The 20,050-nt window shown below is 43.1% G+C and carries 19 protein-coding genes and 1 tRNA gene; 1 reads left to right on the top strand and 19 read right to left on the bottom strand.

Annotation, left to right across the window (positions count from 1 at the left end; all coding sequences use genetic code 11):
* Window positions 1–70: 70 nt before the first annotated feature.
* The 3 genes from FYJ57_RS08335 to FYJ57_RS08325 form a co-directional block, all read right to left on the bottom strand.
* Window positions 71–241, bottom strand: coding sequence for a hypothetical protein (locus FYJ57_RS08335; RefSeq protein ID WP_154432323.1), 171 nt, complete (start codon window positions 239–241; stop codon window positions 71–73).
* A 362-nt stretch (window positions 242–603) separates the two neighbouring features.
* On the bottom strand, window positions 604–1,056 hold the full coding sequence (locus tag FYJ57_RS08330) for a DUF1700 domain-containing protein (RefSeq protein WP_205839939.1): 453 nt from the start codon (window positions 1,054–1,056) through the stop codon (window positions 604–606).
* A 31-nt stretch (window positions 1,057–1,087) separates the two neighbouring features.
* A complete protein-coding gene (locus tag FYJ57_RS08325) occupies window positions 1,088–2,290 on the bottom strand; it encodes a CapA family protein (RefSeq protein WP_154432349.1) in 1,203 nt (400 codons plus the stop codon).
* 422 nt (window positions 2,291–2,712) lie between these two features.
* Between FYJ57_RS08325 and FYJ57_RS08320 the strand changes: the two genes are divergently transcribed.
* On the top strand, window positions 2,713–3,285 hold the full coding sequence (locus tag FYJ57_RS08320; RefSeq protein ID WP_154432321.1) for a tRNA 5-(aminomethyl)-2-thiouridylate-methyltransferase MnmM: 573 nt from the start codon (window positions 2,713–2,715) through the stop codon (window positions 3,283–3,285).
* 107 nt (window positions 3,286–3,392) lie between these two features.
* On the opposite strand, the gene FYJ57_RS08315 is transcribed toward FYJ57_RS08320, so the two are convergent.
* From FYJ57_RS08315 to dprA, 16 genes are all read right to left on the bottom strand, one after another.
* On the bottom strand, window positions 3,393–5,066 hold the full coding sequence (locus FYJ57_RS08315) for a sensor histidine kinase (RefSeq protein ID WP_154432320.1): 1,674 nt from the start codon (window positions 5,064–5,066) through the stop codon (window positions 3,393–3,395).
* Entirely contained in the window at window positions 5,063–5,734 is a 672-nt protein-coding gene (locus FYJ57_RS08310; RefSeq protein ID WP_106492801.1) for a response regulator transcription factor, read from the bottom strand. Before FYJ57_RS08310 ends, FYJ57_RS08315 begins: the two co-directional genes overlap by 4 nt.
* A 15-nt stretch (window positions 5,735–5,749) precedes the next feature.
* Window positions 5,750–7,519: a Na/Pi cotransporter family protein gene (locus FYJ57_RS08305; protein WP_154432319.1), complete on the bottom strand. Its 1,770-nt coding sequence runs from the start codon at window positions 7,517–7,519 to the stop codon at window positions 5,750–5,752.
* Between the two features lie 146 nt (window positions 7,520–7,665).
* Window positions 7,666–8,598, bottom strand: a complete 933-nt coding sequence (locus FYJ57_RS08300) for an alpha/beta fold hydrolase (protein WP_154432318.1) — start codon at window positions 8,596–8,598, stop codon at window positions 7,666–7,668.
* Between the two features lie 154 nt (window positions 8,599–8,752).
* Window positions 8,753–8,824 (bottom strand) — tRNA-Gly (locus FYJ57_RS08295).
* 108 nt (window positions 8,825–8,932) lie between these two features.
* Window positions 8,933–9,697 (bottom strand): nitroreductase family protein, encoded by a 765-nt coding sequence (locus tag FYJ57_RS08290; protein ID WP_154432317.1) that lies wholly within the window; start codon window positions 9,695–9,697, stop codon window positions 8,933–8,935.
* Window positions 9,698–9,800: 103 nt separating this feature from the next.
* Window positions 9,801–10,427, bottom strand: a complete 627-nt coding sequence (locus tag FYJ57_RS08285) for a peptidoglycan recognition protein family protein (protein WP_235904510.1) — start codon at window positions 10,425–10,427, stop codon at window positions 9,801–9,803.
* Window positions 10,315–10,554, bottom strand: coding sequence for a hypothetical protein (locus tag FYJ57_RS15460; RefSeq protein WP_227617398.1), 240 nt, complete (start codon window positions 10,552–10,554; stop codon window positions 10,315–10,317). Before FYJ57_RS15460 ends, FYJ57_RS08285 begins: the two co-directional genes overlap by 113 nt.
* 89 nt (window positions 10,555–10,643) lie before the next feature.
* Window positions 10,644–12,098: an IMP dehydrogenase gene (gene guaB, locus FYJ57_RS08280; RefSeq protein WP_154432315.1), complete on the bottom strand. Its 1,455-nt coding sequence runs from the start codon at window positions 12,096–12,098 to the stop codon at window positions 10,644–10,646.
* A gap of 69 nt (window positions 12,099–12,167) precedes the next feature.
* On the bottom strand, window positions 12,168–12,680 hold the full coding sequence (locus FYJ57_RS08275) for a DUF6106 family protein (protein ID WP_022172696.1): 513 nt from the start codon (window positions 12,678–12,680) through the stop codon (window positions 12,168–12,170).
* The gene (locus FYJ57_RS08270; RefSeq protein WP_154432314.1) at window positions 12,677–13,360 is read right to left on the bottom strand and encodes a hypothetical protein; all 684 of its coding nucleotides are present in this window, start codon (window positions 13,358–13,360) and stop codon (window positions 12,677–12,679) included. Before FYJ57_RS08270 ends, FYJ57_RS08275 begins: the two co-directional genes overlap by 4 nt.
* A 195-nt stretch (window positions 13,361–13,555) precedes the next feature.
* Entirely contained in the window at window positions 13,556–15,178 is a 1,623-nt protein-coding gene (gene groL / locus FYJ57_RS08265) for a chaperonin GroEL (RefSeq protein ID WP_154432313.1), read from the bottom strand.
* Between the two features lie 47 nt (window positions 15,179–15,225).
* Window positions 15,226–15,510 (bottom strand): co-chaperone GroES, encoded by a 285-nt coding sequence (gene groES, locus FYJ57_RS08260; protein ID WP_022398993.1) that lies wholly within the window; start codon window positions 15,508–15,510, stop codon window positions 15,226–15,228.
* 299 nt (window positions 15,511–15,809) lie between these two features.
* A complete protein-coding gene (gene codY, locus FYJ57_RS08255) occupies window positions 15,810–16,613 on the bottom strand; it encodes a GTP-sensing pleiotropic transcriptional regulator CodY (protein WP_022172700.1) in 804 nt (267 codons plus the stop codon).
* Window positions 16,614–17,020: 407 nt separating this feature from the next.
* Window positions 17,021–19,090 (bottom strand): type I DNA topoisomerase, encoded by a 2,070-nt coding sequence (gene topA / locus FYJ57_RS08250; protein WP_154432312.1) that lies wholly within the window; start codon window positions 19,088–19,090, stop codon window positions 17,021–17,023.
* A 56-nt stretch (window positions 19,091–19,146) separates the two neighbouring features.
* A complete protein-coding gene (gene dprA / locus FYJ57_RS08245; RefSeq protein WP_235904509.1) occupies window positions 19,147–20,043 on the bottom strand; it encodes a DNA-processing protein DprA in 897 nt (298 codons plus the stop codon).
* Window positions 20,044–20,050 lie beyond the last annotated feature (7 nt).

Raw genomic sequence — 20,050 nt, 5'->3', positions numbered from 1 at the left:
CCGACCGCACATCCGTAATCTTTTATGTACCGGTCTGTCCCGGTGGAAAATTCCGGGACAGACTGTTTTTTTACTGTCTGTTTTTATCGCTGTAACGATTGGTGCTGCTCTTGTCATAGCTGTCAGAGCCATAACGATTTTCTTTTTTCTGTGTTTTGACATTCTCATTTGTCTTGTCTGTCATACCGTATTTGTCAGTTTCTTTGTTCTCTTCGCTGCACCTGTTGTAGTTTTTAGACATGTGTATTTCCTCCTGCTCATCCTTGTTTTGTAAATGTTCCGTTGAATCATCGGTTTCATTTACAGAGTTAGTATGTCAAAAATAAGGGACTTTATTCATTTCTTTGTTGCATTTTCAAATGATCTGTATTATAATCAAACCTGTAAAAAGAATTTACCCTTCAAAAATTTTTTTTACAATTAATAACCCCTTATTAATTATTTATACTCCCCTCGAAAGGCCAGTAGCTCCCCTACTGGTCTTTCTCTTTGTCTGAAACCATGTTTTTCTGGGATTTGTCCCCACTTTTCTGTTTTATTATTTTCTTTCCCTGCAGGAAAAAAGCAGAAGTTTCGTTTTTTTCACGTAACTTCTGCTTTTTCTTATTTTTGTTTAAAATATGCCACAACCAATAAAACTATCATTAACGGGATCAATATCGGGAGCAGATGAATGAGCACTGTCCCGGCTGCCCACAGGATCATTGCCACAGCCACAACAAAAATGACAGCCGCCAGCAGGCTGCCTCCCCTGGTCTTTATTTCCATACGATGCAGTTCTCTCTGTGTATCACCGCTCTCCTGTCCACCCCGTTCCTCATAAATATTGCTCTCCGGATGGCTGTACTCTTCCTGCGTCTCCTGTACATCCATCAGTGTTTTCGCAATCAGCAGAGGATCTCCAAGCTCTGTCAGTACTTCTTCCTCTGATCTGCCATTTTGCATCTGTTCCTGAATATAGTTTTCATAATAACGGATCTGTGCTGTCACTTCCTGTTGAGACATGGTCTGAGACAGCCGTGCCCGCAGTTTTTCCAAAAATTCTTCTTTTCTCATCGTTATCCTCTTTTTTCTGTCACTCATCTGGTTACTGATTGATGGCTGTACTGAAATCCTCTATCTTCTGAAGTACACGCTCTTTTTCACTTCCTTCCAGAACCATGGGCTGATAATTATTATACCCGGACTCCGAAGAAAGAGAACAGGGGATAATATTGGTCACATCGTCTTCTGCCAGTTTCCCGTTTTCAACAGTAAAGGTCTGCTGAAAAATCATCGTATCCTTATCTGACGGATTCTTGTTTCCGCCAAAGCAGAAGTTTCCAAGACTGTATACAATATTTTTTCCCTGATATTTTTCTATTCCCTGAAGAACATGTGGATGATGTCCTACTACCAGATCTGCTCCCTGATCAATTGCCAGATGAGCCAGTGTTTTCTGGGCATCGTCCGGAATGTTCGATTTTTCCGTTCCCCAGTGGAAGCTTACAATGATTACCTGGGCTCCCTGATTCTTTACCTCCTGTATGGTATCAATAACCTGCTGTTGTCTACCGATCCCGTCTTTCAGTTCATAGATTCCGATCAGTCCCACTTTGATGCCTTTTACATCCATCACAGCTGTCCGATCATAGCCAAAAGTCGTAATTCCGGCTGCCTCCAGATACTGAATCGTATCTTCATAACTCTGATCTCCGTAATCATGACTGTGGTTGTTGGCAAGGTTGGTGGCCTCCACGCCACCCCGGGTAAGGATCTCTGTATAAGAAGGATCACCTTTGAAAGCAAATGTTTTTTCCTGTCGGGCATCGGAGGTTGTCAGCGTTCCTTCCATATTTGCCACAGTGAGATCGTCCGCTGTAAATATTTCTTTTACATTCTGGAAAAAGTATCCCGGATCGTTTTTCATCTGATAAAACGCATCAAAACTGGTGCTCTGATCAAAGTTTATATCCGTTCCCAGCGTACAGTCACCCACCATACTGACCGTGATAGAAACCGGTTCACCTGTCGGTTCGGGTGTCGTTGGTTCATTCCGGGAGTCTCCGGACGTACTGTCCGCAGAATTGTCATCTTCCGATGCTATTTTTTCTTCCTGCTGTTCTTGTTTTGCATTTTTTTGATCCGTCTGTACCTCTCGCCGATTCAGCACTTTGGTAAGTGCTGCTGCTCCCACAAGAAGTGCCAGAAAAATAGCAACGGTGATGGCTCCGATCTGCATGTACACAATTTTTTGTCGATGACTCAATCGCCGTCTCCTAGATTTTTTTCTTTGCCGTTTTTTATCCATTTTATCGCCAACTTTCTGTCTGTACTCTTTGCTTCTTCTGATGTATTGTTTTTCCATGCTTATTCTTCATGATACCTGCTTTTGTCTGAAACTGCAAGTATTCTACTTCTTTTTCCGTTTACTTTTTTCTTTCAGATGTTTATAATATTTGTAACATTCTTCGTAACTATTCAGTAACCACTGTACCGCGAGGTGTTTTGGCATAAATATGCCAAAATCCCAAGACATACAAGCCAAAATGCCATCACCGGAGGTGATTTACGCGAGCAACGAGTCAAAGTCCGTGCTTGCACGGAACCTTGAGGAGTGCCGCGATAACGATAAAAACTCGCAAAGCGTATTTTTATCGTTTAAATGCATTTTGGCACGTAACTGTGAAGGTACTGAACAGTTACCATTCTTCACAGAAAGGTAAATGTTTTATGAAAAAGACAAACCCATATCAGGTCACCGAATGGTACCGTTCTGTCATCCGTACCCAAATAAAGCCGGGAGATCTGTGTATCGATGCTACCATGGGAAACGGCCGTGATACATTATTTTTAAGCCAGCTGGCTGGTCCGTCCGGATGTGTCCTGGCTTTTGATATTCAGCAGGCTGCCCTTGATTCCACCAAAGCACTTTTACAGGAACACGAACATCTGGCACCCGTACAACTTTTACTGGACAGCCATGCACACATGTCTTCTTACGCAGACCCGGGAACGGTTTCCTGTATCGTTTTTAATCTTGGATATCTTCCTTCGGGAGATCATTCGATCGCCACCCACAAAGAGTCAACAATTGTAGCACTGGAACAAGGACTGGAACTTTTAAAGACAGGCGGATGCATCAGTCTTTGTATTTACAGTGGAGGTGATAGTGGCTTTGAAGAACGGGACGGTGTACTGGATTATCTGAAGGGATTGGATTCAAAGAAATATCTGGTGGTACTTTCCTGTTATTATAATCGACCGAATCATCCGCCGATTCCTGTGATAATTTATAAGATGTAGAGGGAAAACGGAAAGTTGGTAAAAAAGATACCAGAGTCAAATGGTCTGAAATCTTCCTACAAGCAAGCCTGCATCAGATTTCAGATCTTTTGACCCTGGTATCATCATTATATTGGATCCAGAGGAAATCCTATGGTGATTTTGGTTCCCTGGCCCGGCTGGCTTTCGGTTCGGATCTGGGCATGATGAAGGGCTGCGCCGTGTTTTACGATAGACAGTCCCAGTCCTGTACCGCCAGTCTGCCTGGAATGACTTTTATCTACACGATAAAAGCGTTCGTAAACTCGCTCCTGTTCTTCTTTGGCAATTCCTATTCCGGTGTCCTCCACCTGCCAGTATATTTTATCTGTAGTTTTCCACATCCGTACCCATAATATTCCATGTTCCACATTGTACTTAATACCATTATCCATCAGATTATACAACATCTCATATAAGATCTGACGCACACCTGTAATTTCCTGTGTTGCTCCTTCGATTTTCATCGTGATATCTTTTTTCTTGGCCGCATGATGAAGGGTAGCTCCGATGTCTTCCGCCAGTTCATAGAGATCCACAACTTCTTCCTGCATCTGACTGGTTCCCTCTTCCAGTTTTGATAACTGGATAATATCCTGTACCAATGCAGTAAGTCGATTGGCTTCCTGATGGATCCTGGAGGCGAATTCCGGAATGTCTGCCGGCTGAACCATGCCATTTTCAATCAGTTCCGCATATCCGGAGATCGACATCAGCGGAGTTTTTAATTCATGAGATACGTTAGCAGAAAATTCTCTCCGCATCTGTTCCGCGGCATTTTTTTCTGTGATATCCCACACCATAATTACTGCACCATACGTTTTTCCCGTTACCTTTACCGGATTGGCAAGAAGCTGGTAGAATCGTCCATGAGTTTCAAGCACCGTCTCGATATGCTCGCCTGCCAATGCTCCATCCAGTGCTTTTTTCAATTCTTTATTCCGGCTTACACGGCTGATTGGTCTTCGGATACAATCGCTCGCCTGTACCTGGAACAGTTCCTGGGCCGCTTTGTTGATCGACAATACTTCTGTCTGACTTGCAACCACAAGACCGTCTTTCATATTTTCTGTAATTGCCAGATATTCTTCATGACGTTCTTTCAATTCCTGGATCTGTCCGGCAATCTGTCTGTTCTGTTCATGTACACGCATCAGAAGCGGTCGTAATTCTTCATATTCCACATGTCGCAGCGGGTGTTCCAGATCCATCGTATTGATTGGTTCCACTAGTTTTTTTGTCTGGTTCTGAATCACAAAAAACGCTATTCCGATGATTGCCAACACCAAAACAGCCACCAGTGTAATCCCTGACTGCAGATACCCAAGAACAGAATCGATGCTTCTTGATACACGGAGAATTTTTCCGTCCTCCAACAGGATAGCGTAGTAAAAAGTCTGTTTGTCCAGTGTTTCCGAATATCGCAGCATCTCACCGGAGCCTTTTTTTTCTGCTTCCTTTACTTCCGGGCGGTTACCGTGGTTTCCCATGGCAGATGCATCTTCCAGCGAATCGTACAACACCGTACCATCTGTATTTAACAGTGTGATCCTGTTATCCGACTTCAGACTGCTGATTTTCTCGTTCAGATAGTCGCCTTCCGTTTCCTCAATTGCTACTCTGATGTATTCCGCTTCTTCCCGTACACTGTCGTGCATGTATCCGTTAAATTTACTGTACATTGTCAGGCTGACAACTAAAAAGGTAAGCAGAATGGAGACCGTCAAAAGGACTCCAACCTGCTTTAAAATTTTCTGTCTCATGCTTCGTCTCCCATACGATAACCTACACCACGGACAGTTTCAATACATGCACCTGCTTCGCCGAGTTTCTGACGCAGAGTACGTACATGGACATCCACAGTTCTGGTCTCCCCATCAAAATCGTATCCCCAGATTCTGGTAAGCAACTGGTCACGTGTCAGGACAATTCCTCTGTTTTCCACCAGATATTTTAACAATTCAAATTCTTTCAGAGTCAGTTCTACCTTCTGTCCGTGCACCAGCACTTCATGGCGCTGAATTCGAATCTGGATCGGACCATGAACCAATGTCTCCTCCGTCCGGCTTCCCCCTCTTCGAAGTACCGCCTTCACGCGGGAGATAAATTCCATCATGCCGAATGGTTTAGTAATATAATCATCCGCACCAAGATCCAGACCTTTTACTTTATCAAATTCCGCACCTTTTGCAGTAACCATAATCACCGGGACATCACGTACTTCCGGCATCTGACGGATTTTTTCCAAAATCGTATAACCATCGTCTCCCGGAAGCATGATATCCAGCAGTATCAGATCCGGAATCAGATTACCCAATTCTTCAAATAACTGTGTACCATTTTCCAGCCCCTTAGCCTCAAATCCCGTGGAATGCAGGGTATACACCAGCAGTTCCCGAATGTTTCTTTCATCCTCAACACAGTAAATCATATGTCTCTCCTATTTTTATGGCAGAAAATACTTTTCTTCTTCTTCTAATACCAGTCCGCGGAATATCTCACTGTCTTCATTTTTTACGCTGTTCAGATATCCATGTGTATCATAAGTATCTTCTCTTACCTGTGTCACGCACACCGCAATATTGGAACAATGATCTGCCACTCGCTCGAGACTGGTCGTAATATCCGAAAGAATAAATCCAAGTTCAATCGTACATTTTCCCTCTCTCAGTCTGCGGATATGACGCTTTTTCACTTCCTGGTTCAGCTCATCCACTACTGCCTCCAACGGTTCTACTTTCTGTGCCAGTTTCTCATCCTGATCACGGAATACCGCATAAGCTTTCTCCACAATATCCTGCACCGCTCTGCTGAAAACTTTCAACTCTTCTTCTGCCTTCGGAGAAAATATCAGCTTTTTATCATGCATCTCCTGTGCTGCCTCCATGATGTTGATCGCATGGTCTGAGATTCGTTCAAAATCCCCGATACAATGCAGCACGATAGACAGCGTATGACTATCGTGGACACTGAGATTCTGTCTGGAAAGTTTTACCAGATACGTTCCCAGTTCATCTTCATACTGATCTACCAGATTTTCCAGCTCACCTACCTTTTTTGCTCCATCCTCCGTATAATTCCACAGGAGATCCATAGCAGTGAATAAGGTTCGCTTGGATTCTTCCGCCATTTTGTTTGCCACATGAACACTCTGTTCCATGGCAAACGCCGGTTTTTCCAGAAATCTGGAATCCAGAAGCTGTAATTCTTTTCTTTCTTCTTCTACTTCCGCCGGCTGTACATCATCACGGATGGTAAGACATGCAAGTTTTTCCAGTCCTTTGCCGAACGGAAGTAACAGCATCGTAGCAAATACATTAAACAGACTGTGTATCACAGCAATTCCTGCTGCATTTGTTGCCGTGCCAAGAAAGGAAAATCCAACGACTGCATTGACCGTGTAAAAGAGCACCATGAAAACAACCGTTCCGATAATATTAAAATACAGGTGTACCATGGCAGCACGCTTTGCGTTTTTAGTTGCTCCGATACTTGATAACAGTGCCGTCACGCAGGTACCGATATTTTGTCCCATAATGATCGGGATCGCGACCCCATAACTTACCGCTCCGGTCACGCAAAGTGCCTGCAGGATACCGACAGACGCAGAAGAACTCTGTATGATCGCCGTCAGCACTGCTCCGGCTATCATACCGAGGACCGGATTGGAAAACGCTGTCAAAATACCGGTAAATTCCGGTACATTTGCCAGCGGTTTAACCGCATCGCTCATGGTTTCCATACCAAACATCAGCACAGCAAACCCAACCATGATTGCTCCGATATCCTTTTTCTTTTCATCTTTAATAAAGAGCAGAAAAATCACACCGATCACTGCAAGGAGCGGTGAAAAGGAACTAGGTTTACATAATTTTACAAAGACGTTATCTCCCTGCAACCCGGATAAACTGAGAATCCAGGAAGTTACGGTCGTACCAATGTTGGCACCCATGATAATTCCCACTGCCTGATTCAACTTCATAATACCCGAATTAACAAATCCGACAACCATAACGGTCGTCGCCGATGACGACTGAATCACAGCCGTCACACCGGCACCAAGCAATACTGCTTTGATCGGGTTAGATGTCAGATTTTCCAGAATCCTCTCCAGCTTTCCACCGGATACTTTTGCCAGCCCATCCCCCATAACCTGCATACCGTACAGAAACAGAGCCAGTCCTCCTACCATCGTTAATACACTGAATATGTCCATTATTGTCCTCCCAATGTTTTTCTTTTGATGGCACTATTGTATTAAATCCATGTTAAATCTGTTCACAGTCTTTTGTTAAATCTATGTAAAGTGAGAAGGAATTCATTTTTCCTTTTTCTGCTGTTCCCGTTATTCACCCGTATAGCTCAAATATTCAATTTTTTTTCAATATATTTTTTTACATCATGATATACTTTTTCTTTTTCACGCTCATTCAGAATCTCATGACGCATACCCGGATACAATTTTCCTTTTGTATCCATATATCCGACTCGCCGCATCGTCTGTACTGCCTGGGCAAATTTTCTTGCTCCGCCAATACATGGATCTTCATATCCTCCGATAAACAACACCGGCAGATCCGGATTGAAAAGTTTCCATCCTGTTTCCCGATACGTCTCATCCATTAGTTGAAACAGTACCTGATCCGCATCCACGGTAAAAGTAAATCCGCAAAGTTCCGAGGCTTCATAAGCACGCACAACCTGTTCATCCGAACAGCACCAGGCAAAGCGGCTTCCCTCACCTGCAAACTTCCCGGAATAGCTTCCCAGAGAAAGCAGTTCCAGAAAACGGCTGACATGATGTGCCCCACTGATTTTTTCCTGTACAGCAGCCAGTGCAATCCCTATTTTTGATCCCGGATTCTTTGATGGCGATCCACAGACCACCAACATATTCAGGAGATCATCGTATTTTTTTGTAAAACAGCGAACCACCATAGAACCCATGCTGTGCCCCAGTAAGATCAACGGTACTCCCTGCCATTCTTCTTTCAACATTCTGGTTACTTCAGCCGTATCCTCGATCAACGCATCCATACCGGCACCATACATATAACCCAGATCTTTTTTCGTCCGTACACTTTTTCCATGTCCACGGCAGTCATGGATCGCCGCAACATATCCGGCTTCTGCAAAATACTTCATAAATGGAAGATAGCGTTCTTTATACTCTGCCATACCGTGATGAATCTGCAGGATTGCTTTCGGTGCTTCTTCCGGAACCAGTATCAGCAAATCCAGTTCCAGTCCGTCAACCGGAGATTTCATCTTCTTTGATATCTTTGTGTATTCCATAGCATTCCTCCTGACTTTTTATATACTCTCAACTTGCGACATCTACCTTATACGCCGCAGTACGCATCCTCGCGGAGCGTTTTTTACATTACAGGAAATCAATTTCCTGTAATGTAAAAAAGGCTTTGTCATCACTGACAAAGCCCTTGTTCTAAGCACGAGACGGGATTCGAACCCGCGACCCTCGCCTTGGCAAGGCGATACTCCACCACTGAGCCACTCGTGCATATCCTTGTTCTTTCGAACAAAGATATCATACTATAAATTCCGACACCTGTCAACTAAATTGTTGTAATTTTTTGTGTTTTTTCTTCAAATCAATCTATTTACTGTTTTAAGGGCGCAAAATTGCACTCAGCACATACTGATTGTTCTGAAAATTTTTCTGGCTCAGTTCATCCAGACGAATCAGATCCACATCCAACCACATTTCTTCTGCAGCCGTCATCATATTGGCAAACATAATACCAAAATTTACCTCATCCCATTTTCCCAGTTTATCACTTGGATGTTTCTTGGAGAAAATATGGATTCGGCTGTCAAAAACTACGAAACGCCACGGCTGGCTGTTCATACTTGAAGGTGCCATCCTTGCTGCATCCAGTAACTGTTTCATCCACTGTCTCGGTGTTTCTTTATATACACACAGGTCATCCAAACTCAACCTCTTCGCTTCCGCCTGTTTCCGATAACAGCTTCCCTTGGGCTTTCCGAATGCCATCACCACCATCATCCGCTTTTTATCGCGATATTGATATTTTTTCTTAATGATCGGATTGCCGATAAAACAGCTTCCGATTCCTCTGGTGTACATATATAACGAAAGCTGCTCCATCAGATACCCTGCGTTCATCATCGCACGGTCTTTTTCTTCCGAATACAACACCAGATAATATGGTGCCTTGATTCCAAGAATACTGAGCATCTTATAATCATTCTGTCGATTGTCAAAAATCGCCAGTTCCGTCTCTACTCCTCCAAACAGCCCGTTAATTTCATCAAATTGTTTCAGAATGTCTTCCAGAACTTTCGGGCTGATCCCTTCATTTGTATAACTCCGGACGGATTTCCGGACAAAAATTGCTTCAAATAAGTTCATGTTATCACCTTTAATTTTTTCGTAACACTATTGTAACATGTTTTTTCTGTTTTGCAACCGCTTCCGGTACTTTTTTATGCGTTTTTTATTTGTTTCCCCTGTCTTAAGATACAAGAACTCCAATCTGCTGCTGTACATCTGCCTTAAACTGTTCCCAGGCATCTTCGTGTTCCACAAAATATTTCGGACAGATTTTTCCTGTCACATCATAATGGCGGATCACATCCTGACTTGTAAGTCCGAATCTGTTACACAGCCAGGCTGTCAGCTGTACCATCGACTGATAAGTCACTGTGTTAAAAGCGCCTGTATCATCCGGGTGACAGCATTCGATGGATATGGTATCCCCATTTCGATCATTAGAAGCATATGCAATTTCCGTAGTTGGTATACATTGCACAACTTCCCCCTCCAGCCCTACAATAAAATGACTGCTGGCTTTTGTGGTATGTGCATCTTTAAGTCCCTCAAAATAATCCCTGTTTGCCATGGCGCTGCTTCCTGGATTCGCAGTATAGTGAATCACAATTCCATTTACCTGTTTCAGTGTGGCTCCCGGTCTGGAATATTCGTTGACATCCAGCAGTTCCACATCCAGTTCCGGAGCGCCTTTCCAGTCAATCTGTCCAGTCTCCTGTACCATATTTTTTCCCGTCTGTGAAAAAAATAATTTTTTGCATAAAAATATCAGACCAATAATACATAAAAAAGCAATACACAGTACAATCATCGATCGTCGGATCAATTGCTGTCTTCTTCGCTGTCTCGTCATCCGTCTTCTGTGAACTGTTCTGCTCCCCTGTCGGTTTCTCCCCCCAGTTCTTCTCCCACTCATAACACTTCTCCTGTATACCCAAAAAGGCGGCCTCCACCCCTGAGACCGCCTGCTTTATTTATTCCTCGTAACGGTTCAGTACCTTACGGATGATTCTCCACTGAATAGTTACTACTCATCAATGCTATAGTTTGGTGCTTCTTTTGTAATATGAATATCATGCGGATGAGATTCTTTTAAAGATGCTGAGGAAATCTTTACAAATTTTCCGGTTTCTTTTAATGTCTCAATATCTTTTGCTCCGCAATATCCCATACCGGAACGAAGTCCTCCGATTAACTGGAATACCGTGTCTTCCAGGTGACCTTTGTATGCGACACGACCTTCGACACCCTCCGGTACCAGTTTCTTCGCATCGGTCTGAAAATAACGGTCTTTACTTCCGTTCTCCATCGCTGCAATAGATCCCATACCACGGTATACTTTATATTTTCTACCCTGATACAGTTCAAAGCTTCCCGGACTCTCATCGCATCCGGCAAACATGCTGCCCATCATACATACATTCGCTCCGGCTGCAATCGCTTTCGTCATATCTCCGGAATACTTGATACCACCATCTGCGATGATCGGTACACCATATTCTTTTGCTGCATTATAACAGTCCATAACGGCTGTGATCTGCGGAACACCGATTCCTGCAACCACACGGGTTGTACAGATGGATCCAGGTCCGATACCTACTTTTACCGCATCGGCTCCGGCTTCGATCAGATCTCTGGTTGCTGCGCCTGTTGCAACGTTACCTGCAATCACCTGCAGATCCGGATATTTTGCTTTGATCTGACGCAGTGTTTTAAAGATATTTGCGGAATGTCCGTGAGCAGAGTCAATAACAATAACATCGACTTTCGCTTTTACCAGAGCATCCACACGCTCCAGAACATTTGCTGTGATTCCAACGGCAGCACCACAGAGCAGACGACCATTTTCATCTTTTGCAGACAACGGATATTTGATCTGCTTCTCAATATCTTTGATGGTGATCAGACCTTTCAGATTGAAGTCATCATCTACGATCGGCAATTTTTCTTTTCTTGCCTGTGCAAGAATCTTCTTGGCTTCTTCCAGAGTGATACCCTCTTTTGCTGTGATCAGTCCTTCGGATGTCATACAGTCTTTGATTTTCTTTGTAAAATCTTCTTCAAATTTCAGATCACGGTTAGTGATGATACCAACCAGTTTTCTGCCTTCCGTAATCGGTACGCCGGAAATTCTGAATTTTGCCATCAGATTATTGGCATCTTCCAGTGTATGTTCCGGTGAAAGGAAAAATGGGTCTGTGATGACTCCGTTCTCTGAACGCTTTACCTTGTCCACCTCATCAGCCTGCGCCTCGATAGACATGTTTTTATGAATGATACCAATACCTCCCTGTCTTGCCATGGCAATCGCCATACGATGTTCAGTAACTGTGTCCATTCCTGCACTCATCATCGGGATGTTTAGTTTAACTTTTTTTGTTAAATGTGTAGATAAATCTACCATGTTGGGAGTTACTTCTGAATACTGAGGAACCAGTAACACATCATCAAAAGTAATTCCGTCACCAATAATTGTACCCATTTTTTTCTCCTTTCGTATGCTTTACATTGTTGAGAATTAGTTTAGCAAAAAACAACCGTGGTGTCAATGTTAATCAAAGAACACTTTCCGTGGAGCTTTCAACCGAAAATCTTTGACCATATGTTCCGATGGCTCAAAAAGTACTTTCAGCAGTCCTTCTTTTTCCGGAATCACCATGGCATAAACCAGTTTTTCTCTCTCCGGATTACAGGATGAATAGTCGCATACCTTTAATTTCTGGTTATTATTATAATAATCAAACCTGTGAGATGCTGCCGGCGCGATCAGTTCTGCTTTTGAGATATCATAAGATGCCATTCGTTTTCTCTTTGCCTTGTTTATGATACGATCCACATCCAGTTCCCCGTTGACATACTGATATTCCCATTCTGTCTGAAATCTCGGAAAAATAAAGATGTCCGCCACGCAGATCGCGATAGAAACCGCAATAATGATCAGGTTCCAGGTAAGAAGCGACAGAACAACCCCGATGGCAGTGAGTGCCATCAGTACATACCGCAGTGCCTGATCTGTTCCTGTTTTCCTTCTTTTTACCAGTTCTTCCAAATACAAATCACTCATTTTTGTCCTCCTTCGTTTTCATCAGGCGTGTTTCCATCACCCATAATATATGTAATAAATGATTTGGCTTCATCGAGATGATCCGAATAGACAAGTACTCCCATATATGAATCTTCATCCACTCCAAAAGACTGAAGTACTTTGCTGTCTCCCACATGCAGTCCGTACCCTGTCAAATCATCTTTATATGCTTCCTGCTGTTTATCCGTAAGAAGTTCCGACATCGGATAAAAACCATCCTGTTCTACATACTCCTGAAATTTGTATTCAGGTGCAATCAATACATCTACCTGCTGTGCACCGATGATCGTGGACAACTTCATAACCATCTGATAGTCTTCCTGATCTTTCATCAGATACATGGAATTATCAATAGTATATTCATGATATTTATCTGTGTCACCGGTATAATTTTTAAAATCTTCTGCAAGCACCTCTCCGTCTCCGGCTGTTCCGTTAATGATTGCTGCATAAAAAACTGTATCGAACTGACTCCGATAAATCATCTGTCCGATAAAAACAATAAGCAGAATAATTCCCAGCGCCACTGCCATATGTGGCTTATAGTAAGCCCAGATATATTCCAGTTTCTGCCCGGCTGTCATCTGTTTCAGTTTTTTTCGTTCCAGTTCCCTTTTTTCTTTCGGGGTCATGTCGCTTTCGTATCGTTTCTGTTCCATCCCTGTTCCTTTCTGACGCCTTACTTTTCTTTTCCCCTGCCCGCTGTGATACCCAGTCAGATCCATTTTCATTTTAACACAAACAGGAGCCGCCGTCTATCTGGTCAGCTCCTGCTTTTCTTAAATCTTTATGAACTCCGGTGACTATTCAGCAGACACCGAACAGTTATACAATTCTTATCTTACCTTCGTAAATTACATCATTCCCATTCCCGGGTTACCTGCCGGTGCTGCCGGTGCTTCTTCCGGGATAATAGATACTACAGATTCTGTTGTCAGCAGAGTAGATGCAACACTGGTAGCATTCTGCAGTGCACTTCTTGTTACTTTTGCCGGATCCAGAATACCTGCTTTTACCATATCTACATATTCTTCTTTGTATGCATCAAATCCAATGCCAACTTCGGATTCTTTTACTTTGTTGATGATTACGGATCCTTCCAGACCTGCATTGGCAGCAATATGGAACAGAGGAGCTTCCAGGGCTTTCATGATGATCTGAGCACCTGTCTTCTCGTCTCCTTCCAGAGTATCAACCAGTCCCTGCAGAACTTTTGTCGTATGGATGTAAGCAGAACCACCACCTGCGATGATACCTTCTTCTACAGCTGCTTTGGTAGCTGCCAGAGCATCTTCCATACGCAGTTTTGCTTCTTTCATTTCTGTCTCAGTAGCTGCACCAACACGTACAACTGCTACACCACCTGCCAGTTTTGCCAGTCTTTCCTGCAGTTTTTCACGGTCAAATTCAGATGTTGTCTCTTCGATCTGTCCTTTGATCTGGTTCACTCTTGCTTTGATAGCTTCTTTATCGCCTTCACCATCAACAATAACAGTGCTTTCTTTCTGAACTTTTACAGATTTCGCACGACCAAGCTGTTCCAGAGTTGCTTCTTTCAGATCCAGTCCCAGTTCGTCAGAGATCACCTGACCACCTGTCAGAATAGCGATATCCTGCAGCATTTCTTTTCTTCTGTCACCATAACCAGGTGCTTTTACAGCTGCTACAGAGAAAGTTCCTCTCAGTTTGTTTACGATCAGAGTTGTCAGAGCTTCACCTTCGATATCCTCTGCGATGATCAGCAGTTTGGAACCGGACTGTACAATCTGCTCTAACAGTGGCAGCAGTTCCTGAATATTGGAGATCTTTTTATCTGTGATCAGGATATACGGATTATCCAGAGTTGCCTCCATCTTATCCATATCTGTTGCCATATATGCGGAAATATATCCACGGTCAAACTGCATACCTTCTACCAGATCCAGTTCTGTTTTCATTGTCTTGGATTCTTCAATGGTGATAACACCGTCTTTGGAAACTTTTTCCATCGCATCAGCTACCAGTTTACCAACTTCTTCATCTCCGGAAGATACTGCTGCAACTCTTGCAATCTGTTCTTTTCCTTCTACCGGTTTGCTCATAGAAGCAATTGCTTCTACCGCTTTATCGGTGGCTTTTTTCATGCCTTTTCGCAGAACAATCGGGTTTGCACCTGCTGCCAGGTTCTTCATACCTGCATTTACCATAGCCTGTGCCAGTACAGTTGCTGTTGTAGTACCATCACCTGCTACATCATTGGTCTTGGATGCAACTTCACGGATCAGCTGTGCGCCCATGTTTTCAAATCCATCTTCCAGTTCGATCTCTTTTGCAATCGTAACACCATCATTTGTAATCAATGGAGCACCATATGGTTTTGCCAGTACAACATTTCTTCCTTTCGGTCCAAGCGTAACTCTTACTGTATCAGCCAGCTGATTTACACCTCTCTCCAGAGCTGCTCTGGCTTCTGCTCCAAATTTAATCTCTTTTGCCATGATTTTTTCCTCCTGATTCTATCTCTCTTTTTCTTTCTGAAAATCGATTATTTTACAACGGCAAGAATGTCATTCTGTTTTACAATGATATATTCTTCTCCGTCCAGCTTTACTTCAGTTCCTGCATATTTGGAATAGATAACCTGGTCTCCAACCGCAACTTCCATCTTTACTTCTTTTCCATCAACCATTCCGCCAGGTCCTACAGCCACGACTTCTGCCTGCTGCGGTTTTTCCTGTGCCTGTCCCGGTAATACAATACCGGACTTTGTGGTTTCTTCTGCAACTAACTGTTTTAATACAACTCTGTCTCCCAATGGTACTAATTTCATATCTATTTGCCTCCTTTAAGCGTATAATCTGTTTTATTAGCACTCGTTTGTATCGAGTGCTACCGATGGTCTTATATTAGTAATTTTGCCCTGTTTTCGCAACTTCACTTTTCGCTGGTATTTTTAATATATTCTCTTATTTTTAAATATATACTCATTTTTTCTCTTATTTTCTCACTTTTCTATATTTTTTCCATTTTGTCATTTTTTCTCAGATGCAAAGCAACAAAAAAGAAAGAAGACCAGGAGGTTCTCCTTTTCTTCTTTCTTCTGTCCTTTTCTTTTCAGCTGTTGTTGTATCAGTCGTCCTTTTCTGTCACTTTCAGATTTTTTCTCGCTTTCAGTTCTTCAAGTTCATCAAAGATCACATCATTCAACACTTTGATGTACGTTCCCTTCATACCACTGGATCTGGATTCGATCACACCGGCACTCTCAAATTTTCTGAGAGCATTTACAATAACTGAACGTGTAATTCCCACACGGTCAGCAATCTTACTTGCCACAAGGATTCCTTCATCTCCGTCCAATTCATCGAAAATATGAATGATCGCTTCCAGTTCCGAAAACGAGAGTGTGCTGAACGCTGCTTTTACAACGTGAACCTTTCTGGCTTCCTCTGCATTTTCTTCATTTACGGAGCGCATCATTTCCAACCCTACTACTGTCGTTCCATACTCACTGACAATAATATCCTCAATATCGTACTGGCGTTCTTTCCGGTACATAAATACAGTTCCAAGACGTTCTCCTGCAATATCAATCGGGTTGATAATCGCACAATATTGCTGGATATCATCCCTCTCAAATCCCAGAGTCTGAAGATTCACATTTTCCTTTGTGGACAAGACGCTTAAAAACCGGTCATTCAGAAGCGGATCTACATGACTTCCGACTTTATCCTCAATCAATTCTGTGATTTCTTCTACTCCCGGGCATAAACTGACGCCAAGAACTTTTCCTTTCTTACTGATCACAAGAATATTGGAATCCAATGTTTCCATCATTACTTTGCAGATATCATTGAACACTACTTTTGTAGAATTATTATTGTGCAGTAATTTATTGATTTTTCTGGTTTTGTCCAATAACTGTACGCTCATCTTCTACTCCTTTCTGGATTTTTTGTTTTTTTTATACTTTTATAATATTGTACCATGATATTCTTTAAATAACAATAATATTTTCTGAATATTTCAATTTTTTCATTTATTGTGACTGTTTTATCTGCCTAATCAAAACCATGAAAACTAAAATTGGTCCACCGGACCAATTATTGATATGCACTGCAACGGAAAATTAAAAGATACAGATTCTTTGCCGAAATCTGTATCTTTTAATTTTCCGTTGCACAGTAAGATTTATTTTTCGTAACTGTTCAGTACCTTCACAGTTACGAGCAAAAATGCATTTAAAATCACCTTCGGTGATGGCATTTTTGCTTGTATGTCTCGGGATTTTGGCATATTTATGCCAAACACCTCGCGGGATAATGGCTACTGAATAGTTACTATTTTTCTTTTACTTCCACATACCCGCACTGCTCGTCCGCGCAGACTTTTTTGTTTCCCTTTTCTACCATGTAACCGCCGCATTTCGGACATTTTTCATTGATCGGTTTTGCCCAGGACATGAAATCACATTCCGGATTATCCTCGCAGCCGTAATATTTCCGGCCTTTCTTGGTCTTGCGAAGAACTACTTCTTTTCCACACTTCGGACATTTGACACCGATCTTTTCCAGATACGGCTTGGTATTTCTGCAATCCGGAAATCCGGGACATGCCAGGAATCTTCCATGCGGGCCATATTTGATTACCATGTTTCTTCCACAGTTTTCACAGATTACATCAGTGACTTCATCTTCCAGTTTAACTTCCTCGAGATTTTTCTCTGCTTCTTTCACAGATTCATCAAGATCCGGATAGAAGTTCCGAACTACCACTTTCCAGTCTACGGTTCCGTCACCCACTTTATCCAGCAGATCTTCCATCGTAGCAGTAAAGTTGACATCCACAATACTTGGAAAGGCTTCTTTCATCATCTGATTGACCACCTCACCCAGTTCTGTCATATACAGGTTCTTATTCTCTTTTGCCACATATCTTCTTGCAATAATTGTGGTGATGGTCGGTGCATAAGTACTTGGACGACCGATTCCCAGTTCTTCCATAGTTTTTACCAGGGAAGCCTCCGTATAATGTGCCGGCGGCTGTGTAAAATGCTGCTGTTCATCAAATTCCTGAAAATTCAGAACCGTATCTTTGTCAATGCTTCGTACCAATGTATTGTTCTGCGCTTTCTCCTCATCTTCCTGCACATAAACGGACATGAAACCATCGAACTTGATCTTGGATGCGGCAACCGTAAACAGGTATTCTCCACCGGAAATCTTTACAGATGTTGTTTCGTATATAGCCGGCTGCATACGGCTTGCCACAAATCGTTTCCAGATCAGCTGATAGAGACGGAACTGGTCTCTGGAAAGAGATTCTTTTACAAGGGCCGGCATACGGGAAACATCCGTCGGACGGATTGCTTCGTGTGCATCCTGAATGTTCTTTCCTTCTTTTTGTTTACTCTCCCGCACTGCCACATAGGATTCTCCGTAATGTTCGCCGATAAAGCTTCTTGCCATTGCATCTGCTTCTTCCGAGATACGGGTGGAATCGGTACGCAGGTAGGAAATCAGAGCAACGGTACCCTGTCCTTTGATATCTACTCCTTCATACAGCTGCTGAGCCAGACGCATTGTCTTCTGAGTAGAAAAGTTCAGTGCCTTGGAAGCTTCCTGCTGCAAAGTGCTGGTAGTAAATGGAAGCGGAGCTTTTTTACCTCTCTCTCCCTTTTTTACTTCACTGACCTGATAAGATACACCTTTCAGTTCTTCCATGATGCGATCTGTTTCTTCTCTGGAGGAAATCGTCATCTTCTCTTTTTCTTTTCCGTAGAACTTTGCAACCAGCGGTTTCTTTTCTCCCGGAATTTTAAATACAGCATCCAGTGACCAGTATTCTTCCGGAATAAATGCATTGATTTCTTCCTCTCTGTCCGCTATGATCCGCAGCGCAACAGACTGTACCCGACCGGCACTCAGTCCACGTTTGATCTTTTTCCACAGCACCGGACTGATCCTATAACCAACCATACGGTCCAGGATACGTCTTGTCTGCTGTTCATCCACCAGATTCATATCTATGTCTCTGGCATGTTTGATCGACTCTTTCACTGCGCTTTTGGTGATCTCATTAAAAGTGATTCTCCGCATCTTTTTTTCATCCAGCTTCAATGCTGTTGCCAGATGCCAGGAAATCGCTTCTCCCTCACGGTCCGGGTCAGTTGCGAGATATACTTTATCTGCCTTTTTTGCTTCTTTTCTCAGACTTGCCAGCAATTCTCCCTTTCCCCGAATCGTAATATATTTCGGTTCATAATCATTCTCTATGTCGATGCCCAACTGACTTTTCGGCAAATCCCGGACATGTCCGTTGGAAGCTGCCACTTCATAATTGCTCCCAAGGAACTTTTTTACCGTCTTTACCTTCGCAGGTGACTCCACAATCACTAAATATTTAGCCAATGTCTTCCTCCTGATTTTTTATTATGTGCTTCAAAAGCACATGTATTGCCGTGCTTTTATGCCCACCTCTTTTCTGTGCGAATATAATAATTCTGCCAGACTTCGCGGGCCAGATCTTTTGCTGTCAGATAGTATAGACTCTTCAACAGACTTCCGGATGGCAGTCCTGTCTCGTCCTGTAACTGTGACACGGCTTTTGGGTTTAAATCGAGACAACTATACACCAAATCATCTTCCCTTGCAAGCACTATTTTTTTCTCCTGTGTAAAATCCTCCTGTATTATTTCCTTCTTTCCCGTCCATTCCATCTCTTCCAGAATGATCTCCGGCTTCCATGCCGGGATGGCTCCCTGGTAGATTAACCGGTTACATCCTTCACTCAAAAGATCACCTACACGCCCCGGAAGAGCGAAAACCGTACGCCCCTGTTCCAGTGCGGCATCCGCAGTAATCAGAGAACCACTTTTCTCTTTTGCCTCAACCACAAGTATCGCCCCGGAGAGACCGCTGATGATTCGGTTGCGCAGTGGAAAATGATAGGAAAGGGGTGGTGTCCCAGGAGCGAATTCGGACAAAATACCACCCTGCTGCTGCATGACATGGTAAAGCTTCCTGCTGGATGTAGGATAGCAAAAATCCACCCCGCATCCCATCACACCATAAGTTTTTCCCCCTGCTGCCAGGGCTCCTGCATGAGCTGCTGCATCCACACCTCTGGCCAGTCCGCTGATCACCTGTATTCCTCTTTGAGTCAGAATTCTGGCATATTCATATGCCATATTTTTTCCATAAGAACTACAGTTTCTTGCTCCGACAATGGCAATCGCCGGCCGCATAGGATCCGGTAATTCTCCCAGCACATATAACCGTGACGGTGCATCCGGAAGTTGTAATAAATTTTTCGGGTAGCCTTCTTCTGTTTTCTTATATATTTTTATGTTCTCGCTCATCATTTATCCC

Origin of the sequence: Oliverpabstia intestinalis, from assembly GCF_009696065.1 — a bacterium.
Taxonomy (GTDB): domain Bacteria; phylum Bacillota; class Clostridia; order Lachnospirales; family Lachnospiraceae; genus Oliverpabstia; species Oliverpabstia intestinalis.
This window is presented reverse-complemented; position numbering and strand designations above follow the sequence as displayed.